Genomic DNA, 11,850 nt, shown 5'->3' on the forward strand with positions numbered 1-11,850 from the left:
AGCAGAGGTAAATGAAGTAACAATTTTTAGAAGGTTTCAAAACAAAAAAATTTAGTTGAAAAAACAAAGGAATACCATTTCCAAATACTCATTGATAAGCTAAGGGAAATTTTTGATTTCAATGATGATGACGAAATTGAAGGATATCTTCAAAGTAATTTCATTGGTCTTTTAAATCTTTCAGATAGGGATTTTGCTGTTTTTAAAATAGCTATGGAAGAAGTTAGGAATGTTCCTGATAAAAAACAATTGATTTCAAGAATTACTGATACAATTATTGATAAGCTAGAAGAATTTTTCAATTCCCAAATTGAAAAGGGAAAAATTAGGCAAATTGATTCAAGGGTATTGGCGTTGATGTGTTTTAGTATAACTTTCCAGTCTGTAATTTTATGGAGAGTATATGAAGATAATACCAATATTGATGCTGACCGTTATGCTAAAAGTTTCTTGGACATATTGTATAATGGAATAAAATTTTAATATACAATAATCTAAAAACTGATTATTTAATTTTTAAATATAATAATGTCATATCATCGAATTGTTCTGCATCTTTAGTGAATCTATTAATGTCATTTAACAATGGTACAATTGGATTGCCATCATTTTTAAATTCATTAAAGAAGTTTAAAAGCCTATCTTCACCATACATTTTATTTTTAGTATTATTTGCATCAGTTATTCCATCAGTGTATAATACTAATTCATTGGTTAGGATTATCTCATCATTTAAGTAGTCAAAGTCTTGAATAATTCCAAGTACAATTCCAGAATCAATTTTTAAATATTTAAATCTACTATTTTCTTTTATTAATGGCGGGTTATGTCCTGCATTTGAAAATATTAATTTTTTAGTTGTTTTGTTGTATATTCCAAGCCATAATGTAAGAAACATTGATTCACTGTTATTTTCGCTTAATTGGTTGTTTAATGAATATAAAACTTCTGAAGGGTTTTTATTATGTTTTAAAATCTGTTTAATCATAACTTGGGTTGTCATTGCAAGCAATGCTGCGGGAACACCTTTACCTGATGCATCACCAATTACAATAGCCAAATTATCTTCATCTATCATATAATAATCAAAAAAGTCCCCTCCAACTTTTTTTGCAGGATTTGAATAGCCGTCAACTATAAATTCATTTGTTTCAATTGCTTCGGTTGGAAGTGCGGATGCTTGAATTTTGGTTGCAATATCAAGTTCTGCTTCAGCACGATTTTTTTCACCTTCAATTTCATGAATATTTTCAATATAATTATTGTTATGTTCTATTAAATCGGTGTATGATTGGGCAAGAGTTCCGATTTCATTATCTTCATTAATATATTTGGAATAAACATTAACCAATTCCTCGGATCTAATTTTTTCATTTTTTTTAATAAATGGTTTAATTTCTGAAAATTTTGAAATAGGTTCTATTACTTTATTTTCAATATATTTTAAGATAATTATGCTTGGTATGAAGAATATCATTAAAATTGTATCGGTTATTATAAGTCCTGGCATAAAAACAAAGTATTTGAATATTTTGTTAATGTTCATTAATAACCCCTGAGTTAAAATAGTAATTATTATTCCTAAAATAGCAATGGTTAAGGTTATAATAAGAAAATTCCTAATAATCTTTTCAATTATTGTATTTTCATTGTCAGATTCTATTTTATATTTAAAAGGTTTTGTCAAATAGCTAAATAATAAAATTCCAATTAAAACTAATTCTCCAATAATAATGTTTCTATCAATATTTAATAACATTGAGAATAATGATATTATTGTTAAAATTATCAAAAAATAAAATAATGTTCTATATAATTTTTTATTAGCATTTCTTTTGGAGGTTTTTGGAGTTTTTATGAAGTTAATTTTTTCACAAAGCCAAATACCAATTATTCCAAATATAAATGCAAGAGTTGTAAAGTTTAACAAAGATACAAAAAAGTAGATATCATCTATGTGTTCACCATAATAAATTCCTAATAAACCTGCATGGAATGCTGAGTAAATAAATCCACAGATGAAAATGCTTGATAGGAATAGTGTAATGTGGTAAATATTATCCAATATTGGTTTTGTAATTTTATTGGTCTTAAAACCAGAGTACCAAAGTTTATATGCCAAATATGAAATTCCAAAAGTAAATATCTCTGAAGGAATAATTATTGAAATTGAATAACCATTCATTAAATCGATTATTGTATTTGCAAATACTGCACCTAAAGCACCATACGGGCCAAATATTAATCCTAAAACATATAACAAACCTAGATGTGGGCTGCTAATTCCAAAATCCCAGAAATTACTAAAAGAAAATGCAAAATTTATTATCAGCATTGATATAAATGATATTAATATTTGTTTTATTTTTGTTTTCATTATTCCTCTTTTTTAATAATTTTTAAGTGATTTTCATTATTTATATAATGTAGTAAATTTCATCTGTCATTTCTTTAATTAAAAAGATACCTAACCCAATAATTTTTGCTTCATTTATGTCTTTTGGGTGCTAATTAAAATTTTAAGCCCTGCACTTGAAATATAATCTAAATCAGTAAGATTCATTATTAAAATCAAAATTTCCTAATTCATTATCAATTTCTTTATCTGGATATTGTGCAGTAATTGTATAAACATGATATTCAATAACCAATGTTAATTCTTTTAATTATATTTTTTAGTAATAGCATATGATATCTTCCTATTAATTATTATAATCGTGTTAACTTTTATACATTTTGCAATTTTTGATGATTTTTTGTAAAATAATACCATATATTTTTCCATTCATAAACTTTTTATTTTATAGTTTTTTTTAAATTTAATAGTGTAAGTAAGTACTTACATTCGAAAAACTTTATATTTGGGTTTTAATAGATAAATTAGTAAGTGTATTGGCTTATAATTAAATTATAGGAAGTAGGTGAAAATATGAGTTTATTTGATTGGGCTAATTTAAATCGTTGGTGGGATCCAGTATATATATTCTATGCATATTACTGATTGATTATATTTTATAGATAACTATTTTAGGAGTGTGAATTTTTCTTATAAAACTTTTTTTATATTTTTTTCTTTATTTAAGTATGTGAAGGGAATAATCTCTTTAATAAATTTTTTATATTAATTTTTTTATTCAAAAATTAATTTATCAATAATGTCCATATCCAAATTCTCTTCCACGATTTCAGCCAGTTTATTTAGAGAATAATCTTTTTGTGCTTCGTATGGATCTTTTCCTGTCTGAATATCCAAACCTTTTTTTTTGCTCTAATATAGTTTAAAAATTCGCGTCTGAAATTATAATTGTTAAATATACCATGGAAATATGTTGCAAAGATGTTTTCATGACATGCACCATCTACAAGCCCATTTTCATCATTTCCTGGCCTTTTTTAATATTTAAAAGAGCATCACAATTTAAAAGATTAGTTGTTCCTTCATGGATTTCATAGCCTGTAACTGTCTCACCAACAATGTTTTTAAACATTTCTCGCGCAATTCCTTCTAAATTATCTGGAATTGTTGCCTGAGATTGTTTCAAACTGTATAGGTGCAGTTGTGTTTGCAGCTTTTTTATTTATTTGAGGCAATTCGAAAAGTTCAATTTCATAATACCTGTAGATTACAAGTATAGGTGTAAACATTGCTTTTACAGTATTCAATGAAAAATTATCAAGAAGATATTGCCTGAAGGTCAGGAGTCTTCTTTTTAATTTTCTCTTTTTCCATTTTATGCCTGCATCCTCTTCAGCTTCTGCTTCTTCCAAGAGTTCTGTCAAGCTCATTCCACAAAATTCAGTATACTTTTTCACAGCGTGCTTGTAGATTCGCTCCGTTCCCTCGCTGTGGTTTTTCATAATATGTACTTCTTCAATTAACTCGTTGTCCATAATATCACTTTCTATTTTTTTAATATTATAGGAGTTTAGTGAGAGCATTTGCAAAGTATTTTTTGCTTGTATTATGTCGAACAAATTTCACTAAAAGTAGTGGATAATTTAAAGTGTATTATGCCAATACTATATCCATTGGAATAAATATGATGAAGATGCAAAATTCAAAAAACGGATTGTTAATAAAAAAATGACAATAATGCTCCTGTAAACATCAAAGCCATAAGAAATTCTCCGATATTTAAAACCACCAATGATAACAATAATAAATTTCTATTTTTCATGTTCAAACAAAATTTTGAAAAATGCTGTGCACAAATCTATGATGATGCCAACCACAGGAATGCTGAAAAATGGATGAAATTATAAATGATTTCATATCAAACAATAGTTTTACAGACATGGAAAACTGATGTTAAAGAAAAAAATGTTATAATGAATGAATTTAAACTTCATTTAATGATTAATGTAAGAAAATTACTTAAATTAAAAATAATAAATAATTATATAATATGTTAGATTTCAATCAAGAAAAATTATCCATTAAATATTCGGGCAATGTGCCTCACGATTATGACATTTCACTAGTGCAGGTTACTTTTGATTTTATATATTCCGTTTTAAAGAATGAAAATACTATTGATAATGCAATTAAGGATATTTCGAAACATTATGCTTTATCTGAAGAATATCTTTTTGATTATTTTCTCGAAAATAAATTTATCATTGATAAAACAAATAAAAACGATTTTTTTGAACTTTTAAAAAATTATAATACGAAATCCTTAAAAAGAATGCTTAAAGAACATGGCCTAAAGACTTCAGGCAAAAGGGAAAAAATAGAAAAACGGATATTCGATAATAATCTGATTGGAAATGATTATTACATATCCTCCAAGTCTAAAGTATTTTATAAAAATAAGAAAAGACGAATTAGGATATTTAATGAATATCTATCGGATTATTATTATTTCATTGAATTCAATGAGTTTTATATGGATAATTATCGAAAAAAGGAATTCAACATTCCAATTGACTTCATTAACCTGCATATCAGAAAATCCGCTGAGGATAAAAAACATGACTCTTTTATTTTGAATAATAAAATCATGGCACAACATTTCCTTAAAACTGAGAATCATGATAAAATGCTTGAATATATTTTAGCTTGTTTCTGCATGAATTTAAATCCGATATGGAAAATAAATGACTTGAAGCATCATTTAGGTATTGATAGGTATACTTATGAAAATTTACTGCTTTTAAAAGAAAAATTAAGTAAAAATATTATTATTTCAACTTATTATTTGATTTGGGATTCGTTTAATTTTGAAAGATTAATCCTGTCAAAATATGAAGGATATCTTTACCTGAAGGAAATATTGAATTCTAAAGACCTATCAAAAATGAATAAGGAATTGGATAACAAGTTCTATGGAAATAACAATTTAAAAATTAAAAAAATAACACAAAAAACATTATTTGATTTTTAAAAGAATAAATCAGCTGTTTCCGGTAAACGGTCTTAAAATCTTAATTTTATCCATAATTTTAATTATGATGTATGAAGCACCTGTTGACAAAATAACTCCTATTATAATGTCAAAAAATACAAATCCGGTTAAATTGATTATATGAATTTTTTCAAATAAATTTATTACTAAAACATTTACCAAATATATACCATAGCTGGTTTTACTTATATTAATTATGTATTCTTTAAATTTATCATCAATCCTATTGAAATCTGTATTGAATACAATAATATATAATCCTAATGCCTGTAAACAAGCTCCAGGAGTAATGTCTCCTAATCTAATGAAGAATAGGGATTGCTGTTTTGTCATCACTGATAAAAGTATGGTTCCGACAAACGTTATTAATGTACCCATTATAAAGAGCATCAATCCGAATTGTTTGCTTTTCAATACATGCTTATCTTTTATTGCCAGATAGTATCCTAAAATAAAGTAGCCTATTGCACCAGTGAAATACCTGAAATAATCGAATAATATGGAATCAATATTGAAGAACTGAAAAATACTTAGAATTGCCCAAACAATTAATATATATTCTATTTCACGCATTGGAGCATTTTGAATCCATCTGCTTAATAATGGGGATAGAATGTATAGTCCTAATATCATATATACATACCAGAATTGTACTGATATTATTGTTGGATCCAGAAATCCTTTAAAAATATATTTAAACACATCTAAAATTTGCCAGTTTGGACCTAGACTTTGCTTAAAAATAATTTTTATAATTGCATATACTATCAGCCAGAATATAAAGGGAAGTAATATTCTTTTAATTCTTTTTGGTATTACTTCTATCGGCTGCTGCTTTCTAAGCAACAGATATCCTGATGCCATAATAAATAAGATTATTGCAAACCTGAATATTGATTCAAAAAATACTCCCTGATACCAGTTAAATGAAAATAAAGGATTTACATTCAGTGCTGCTGAAGATACATGTATTCCTATAACACCAAATACCGCTAAAAACTTAAGTAAATCTATCCACAATAATCTTTCGCTATTCATAATTCTTAATAAATATATATTTTTAATACTATATATTATTATCTTGTTATTATTTTATTAAAAAAATTTTAATTATTATCGCTTCTCTTTTTTACTTCATATTCAATTTTAAATTTCAATAATTCTTAGCAATATTTGAATATAATAATCCCAGAGAATAATTGGCTATGCTTTCAATTATCGGAATAACAATACATCCATATATTAAAAATCCGACATATGGAATGGACATTACAAATGATGAAATAAATGTAATTGCATTCAATAGTATTGCCATTACAATCAGCCATTTGATTATGTTAACAATACCTATGTTTTTGATATCCCTTATTACTTTTTTGATATTTAATGCTTCAGATAAGCTATTGAAGTAAGCCAATCTTGCTTTTGCAAAGAATAACAGAAATTCAAATATAAAATACACGATTAAAATCAGCACAAAGACAAATCCGACTGTCGCTAAAAATTCAATTATTCTTAAATTATTAATCAGATTTCTAGTTGCAGGGCCAAATACGAACAATGCAATCAAAAGTAAAGTCGTCGGAACTATCATATAGACAATTCTTAAAAAAAGCACTCTAATTGAATCATATATATTGTTCACCAAATTAAAAGACGGCAGCATTGATGACTGATTTGAACCCAGTTTAACCATTGATAAAAAATATCCAGGTACAGTTAATATAAATAAGAAGAATGCAATCACTCCAATTGCCGTAACATAATTGTTGTTGGCAATCAAACCAATTGGAATAATTGCAATAAAAACGAATAATAAACATAAAATAGGCAATTTTTTAATGTTTCTGAAAGGATATTTAAAAGAATTCATAACCAATTTTGATAAATCCATAATCAATTCACCTAATAATCTTGCTTAGATACTCTACTTTAAAGTTAGTATTTATATAATTATATAATTTCCTAAAAAAATAGTACAAATTATTTTTTGAAATTTTTAACCTTGTAGAAACCATTTTTAAAATATTTGTATTGCTCTGTAAATGTTATATAACACATCTTTGAATAATCAAAAGAGAGTATAACTTTAAATATTTTTAACAATAAAAATTAGAATAATGTCAAGAACTTATCTTAAATTTAAAAGTACAAACAGAGAAGATGAAGAGCAAACAATATTGAGAATCTTAAAAGAGAACAAATACAAAAAAAGAGAAAAGAATGGAGAGGAATTTTATCAACATGGAGCCGGAATAGTCACATCTCCACAGTTAATTAAATACACCTTTGAAAATGATACAATTATACTAGAATCTTGGGTTAGAGACTTTGGATTCCTGGGTGAATCCAGTTTAGAAGGTTCTAGTCAAATATTTGCTAAAAAATCCGCCAAAGGAGCATTGAAAAGAATTCAGGAAGGACTTGGGTTGGAAATTATTGAACAGGGAACTAAATAATAACTGTTTACCTATAAACAAACCCCAATTTTAATTTAACATTAAAACTAATGTTTTTTGATGATATTTAATATCATCTGCTTTATCTTTTATTTTTGTTTATTTATTCTTATTTTTCTAAATGTTTTTACCATTTTGGTGCTGTTTATTTTGTATGTTTGATTTTTTTCTAGTTGGCGATTTATTCTCGTTTGCTCGAGGATTTTTATTTTTAGGGTATGATATTTCAATTATTAGTTATTAAAAAAAATAATATGTGATGAAAATCTAATTTGATGGCGGGATTATTAATTGGGCAATGTTGTAAATAAAGAAAATGAATATTCATATAATTGAATTACAAAATAAAAAATGGGCCCGACGGGGTTTGAACCCGCGACAACAAGGTTAAGAGCCAAGCGCTCTACCAGACTGAGCTACGGGCCCCACTGAAAAAATATTTTTAACAAAGCATATAAAAAATAAAATCAAAAAGGATTTAAAAAAATCATCTTCAAATTAATTTTTTATATCTAATAATATATTATGTATGTTCATCTATTTAAATTAGTGCAATGTTAATCGGGATTGTCAAGTTTTTAGTGCTTTTAGATAGTTGTGTCTATTTTTTTAATATTGTCTATTTAACATTCTTTTGATTTTTGAATTTCCTAAAAAACGAAATAATTATGAATTACCCTCTATTTTTTCAAAACACTAAAAAATACTCTTTTATAAAAAAATGCATTAAATTCCTTAAAAAAATATTATTAAATTATAAATACTATTTATAATATTACTGACAAATATATGTGATTATAACATCAAGTTATAATGGAATGAATATTGCAAACACAGTAAAAGTAACTTCTTAAGGGGAATTTAATTCCCTTTTTCTTTTTTTGGAATATTTCATATGATGAAATGTAATTCCCTTTCGAATTTTAAAAAAAGTGATTAATTAAATATATCATATCTCATTTTCATCAAAGAATAATCACCTTTTTCATTGATTTAATCAAAGAAAATAAAAATTTTGATTAAAGAATATTTTGTGATATATATGGTGGACTTAAATTTTTGTTTTTTCATGATTGTGTTCTAAAAAAATAATATTTAATGGTCTGAATTTTTTTGTTATCAATAATTGCGCTATGGCTGTTTTGTGTAAAATCCTTGTGATATTGATAGTTAATGGGTTTGAAACAAAGTTTTTGATAAGTCTTTTGCAGATGGAAAAATTTTTTAATATTAAATAACATGTTTAAATATTAAACTTTTCTCATATCAGAGTAATATTGATTTTAGAGGATTATTTTACTTATTTTTATTATATTTTTTATTTAATTAATCAATTTAATAAATAAATTTATATACTTTGATTTTAATAAGTTCATATAGTTATTTTAACTTGAATTTTTTACAGATTCATAATTATGGATTTAACATTTGATGTAAGGGAAATGATGATACTGTTAAGTTTTGATATTGAGGAGTTCGATGTGCCTAGGGAGCACGGAGTCGACTATTCGCTTGAGGAAGGCATGAAAGTGTCTGTTGAAGGTACAAATATCATTCTGGATATCCTTAAAATGAATGATGTTAGGGCCACATTATTCTGCACAGCGAATTTTGCCATGAACGCTCCTGAAACAATGGAGAGAATACTAAAAGAAGGCCATGAAGTTGCATCCCATGGAGTTGACCACTTCGAACCGAAGGAAACGGATTTTGCAAAATCAAAGGAAATTTTAGAAAAAATAACAAACACTAAAATTAAAGGCTACCGCCAGCCAAGAATGTTCCCGGTTAAAGACAGCGAAATCAAAAGGGTGGGATATGCATACAATTCATCTCTTAACCCCGCATTCATTCCCGGAAGATATATGAACTTGGATACTCCCAGAACATATTTTGAAAAGGATGGTGTAGTTCAAATCCCTGCTTCAGTTACTCCAGGGGTAAGATTTCCTCTTTTCTGGCTGTCATTGCACAATCTCCCTGAAAAGGCTTACCACTGGATGGTTCGTAGAACCTTAAAAAAAGACAAATATTTTACCACATATTTCCATCCGTGGGAATTCTATGAGTTAAATGATCACCCTGAATTTAAGATGCCATTTATCATAAAAAGAAACAGTGGTCAAAAGATGGTAGAAAGATTGGATTATTTAATCAAAATGCTTAAAGAACAAAATCATACATTTATTACATACAGTGAGTTCGTTGATTCCATCAGATAAATTCAATTAAAATATGTAGTGTTTTTTTGTTTAAACATTTGTGATTTTTTTTAAAAAAATAATAATTAAACTTTATAAAATTTTCTTTTGTTTAATTATTATTATATTATTATAGAAATTAATTCAATTCATCCATGTTTTAATTTTAAAAAACATCAATTAAATTTTAGAAAATATTTAATATGTTCAATCACTAATCTATTATTATGGGCTTTAATATAGAATTTAATAATAAAAATAAAGATATTGTTGGAAAGTTTTTTTTCACATTAAGTTTTATAATACTTATTTACATGCTTGTAACCCCACTTGACCATCTCATACTTCATGTTGACGAATACTTTACACTGACACTTATTAATTTTGATGTAAGTGAAATGATACGCCTCACTGCAGCGGATGTCCATCCCCCATTATATTATCTGATACTTAAGTTTGCAATGACTGCTTTTGGCTATTTTGGAGTCTCTTCCCATAGCATTTATGCAGTAAGGGTGGTTTCAATAATTCCATATGCAATTATCATGGTTATTTCATATGTTAAAATCAGAAAAGATTACGGATGGCTGACTGCAGGACTCTTTATGTTCTCACTTGGTGTCATGAGCCAGTTTTTCTTTTATTTCCTGATAGCAAGAATGTACAGCTGGGCAATTCTTTTTATGCTTATAGCTTTTATCTATACAAAGGAAATTTATACTAAAGGAAATTTCAAGTACTGGGCGATTGTTACGATTGCATCTGTGTTATGTGCATATACACATTATTTTGCAGCTATTTCTGCAGTGTGCCTTTTTTTAATCTTAATATATTACGTGCTTACTAAAAACAGGAGCCAGATTAAGAATCTTTGTATTTCTATAGTGGCAGGGGTTCTTTTATATTCCTATTGGATTTCGACTCTCTTTGCTCAATTAAATGTTATTCACCATGGGTTTTGGGTTCCTAGAATTACAGTTAATTCACTTATCGAGGACTTAGGATACTATGCATATTGCAATAACATCTTCTTTGCAGTTATTGCGATTCTGATCCTGATTGCTATCATATACATGTATAAAAAGCAACTGAAGGAAAAATACACTGTGGACAACTTTTATCTTCTAACAGGTCTTGGAGTTTATGTTGGAACAATATTAATTGCTCTGATAGTGTCTCTCACATACAAGCCGGTCCTGCTTGCAAGGTATTTGATTCCTGCAGCAGCAGTTCTATGGCTTTCAATTTCAATTCTAATAAATAAGATTGAAGACAAAAAGATAATGATGTATTCATTTGCTCTTGTCTGTCTGCTTCTGATAGTGGGAACAGGATACATGATAAGCACCAACTTTACGATGTATGATGAGGGAATGGCTAAAGAAAACCTCTTCAATGAAATCACTCAGGATGAAAATGCCTCACTTATACTGGCCAGACCGAATGGAGTTATATATTTCCTGGACTTTTCCGACAGGGTAGACACATATTGTATCAAATATACCTATGTCTTTGATAAGACTATGGAAAAGCTGCATGAGAACTTTAACTTCACGGATACATCGGAAAAAGATATCCCCGGCCTTGTCATAAACAATACTGACAGACATTTCTATCTGGTCAACATAATGACCTGGGGAGATTTGAATTTAACTACACAAATCAACAAGACCACACTGCTGTCTGACCAGGGAATTGAGATATCCAGACTTACAGTCAATGAATCTGAAATCAAAAAAACAATAAATTAATCTATTGGGGATTTAATCCCTCTTTTTTTAA

General features: G+C 27.2%; 11 protein-coding genes and 1 tRNA gene. 5 read left to right on the forward strand and 7 right to left on the reverse strand.

Features of this window, described 5'->3' with window-relative positions; genetic code table 11:
* The first annotated feature begins 213 nt into the window (after window positions 1–213).
* Complete coding sequence (locus SM9_RS05475) at window positions 214–483, forward strand: hypothetical protein (protein WP_058739180.1); 270 nt, start codon at window positions 214–216, stop codon at window positions 481–483.
* Between the two features lie 22 nt (window positions 484–505).
* On the opposite strand, the gene SM9_RS05480 is transcribed toward SM9_RS05475, so the two are convergent.
* The 4 genes from SM9_RS05480 to SM9_RS05485 all read right to left on the reverse strand — a co-directional run bounded on the left by SM9_RS05480 (window position 506) and on the right by SM9_RS05485 (window position 3,786).
* Entirely contained in the window at window positions 506–2,377 is a 1,872-nt protein-coding gene (locus tag SM9_RS05480) for a PP2C family protein-serine/threonine phosphatase (protein ID WP_058739181.1), read from the reverse strand.
* Window positions 2,378–3,130: 753 nt separating this feature from the next.
* Window positions 3,131–3,253: a hypothetical protein gene (locus SM9_RS12480; protein ID WP_269744799.1), complete on the reverse strand. Its 123-nt coding sequence runs from the start codon at window positions 3,251–3,253 to the stop codon at window positions 3,131–3,133.
* Between the two features lie 106 nt (window positions 3,254–3,359).
* Window positions 3,360–3,542, reverse strand: coding sequence for a hypothetical protein (locus SM9_RS11955; protein ID WP_157064667.1), 183 nt, complete (start codon window positions 3,540–3,542; stop codon window positions 3,360–3,362).
* The gene (locus SM9_RS05485; RefSeq protein WP_157064668.1) at window positions 3,511–3,786 is read right to left on the reverse strand and encodes a hypothetical protein; all 276 of its coding nucleotides are present in this window, start codon (window positions 3,784–3,786) and stop codon (window positions 3,511–3,513) included. Before SM9_RS05485 ends, SM9_RS11955 begins: the two co-directional genes overlap by 32 nt.
* A 620-nt stretch (window positions 3,787–4,406) precedes the next feature.
* On the opposite strand from SM9_RS05485, the gene SM9_RS05490 reads away from it, so the two are divergent.
* Complete coding sequence (locus SM9_RS05490) at window positions 4,407–5,387, forward strand: SAP domain-containing protein (RefSeq protein ID WP_058739183.1); 981 nt, start codon at window positions 4,407–4,409, stop codon at window positions 5,385–5,387.
* A 9-nt stretch (window positions 5,388–5,396) separates the two neighbouring features.
* Here SM9_RS05490 and SM9_RS05495 read toward each other — a convergent pair whose 3' ends face one another.
* Entirely contained in the window at window positions 5,397–6,446 is a 1,050-nt protein-coding gene (locus SM9_RS05495) for an acyltransferase (protein WP_058739184.1), read from the reverse strand.
* A gap of 115 nt (window positions 6,447–6,561) precedes the next feature.
* A complete protein-coding gene (locus SM9_RS05500; protein WP_058739185.1) occupies window positions 6,562–7,302 on the reverse strand; it encodes a DUF4013 domain-containing protein in 741 nt (246 codons plus the stop codon).
* 226 nt (window positions 7,303–7,528) lie between these two features.
* Between SM9_RS05500 and SM9_RS05505 the strand changes: the two genes are divergently transcribed.
* Window positions 7,529–7,867 carry a hypothetical protein gene (locus SM9_RS05505; RefSeq protein WP_058739186.1) on the forward strand — a complete coding sequence of 113 codons (339 nt, stop codon included), beginning with the start codon at window positions 7,529–7,531 and terminating at the stop codon, window positions 7,865–7,867.
* 352 nt (window positions 7,868–8,219) lie between these two features.
* Here SM9_RS05505 and SM9_RS05510 read toward each other — a convergent pair.
* Window positions 8,220–8,293: transfer RNA gene (locus SM9_RS05510), tRNA-Lys, on the reverse strand.
* Window positions 8,294–9,282: 989 nt separating this feature from the next.
* On the opposite strand from SM9_RS05510, the gene SM9_RS05515 reads away from it, so the two are divergent.
* Window positions 9,283–10,089 (forward strand): polysaccharide deacetylase family protein, encoded by an 807-nt coding sequence (locus SM9_RS05515; RefSeq protein ID WP_198144451.1) that lies wholly within the window; start codon window positions 9,283–9,285, stop codon window positions 10,087–10,089.
* Between the two features lie 206 nt (window positions 10,090–10,295).
* Window positions 10,296–11,819 (forward strand): glycosyltransferase family 39 protein, encoded by a 1,524-nt coding sequence (locus SM9_RS05520; protein ID WP_058739187.1) that lies wholly within the window; start codon window positions 10,296–10,298, stop codon window positions 11,817–11,819.
* Window positions 11,820–11,850: the final 31 nt, after the last annotated feature.

The organism is Methanobrevibacter millerae (assembly GCF_001477655.1).
Taxonomy (GTDB): Archaea; Methanobacteriota; Methanobacteria; order Methanobacteriales; family Methanobacteriaceae; genus Methanocatella; species Methanocatella millerae_A.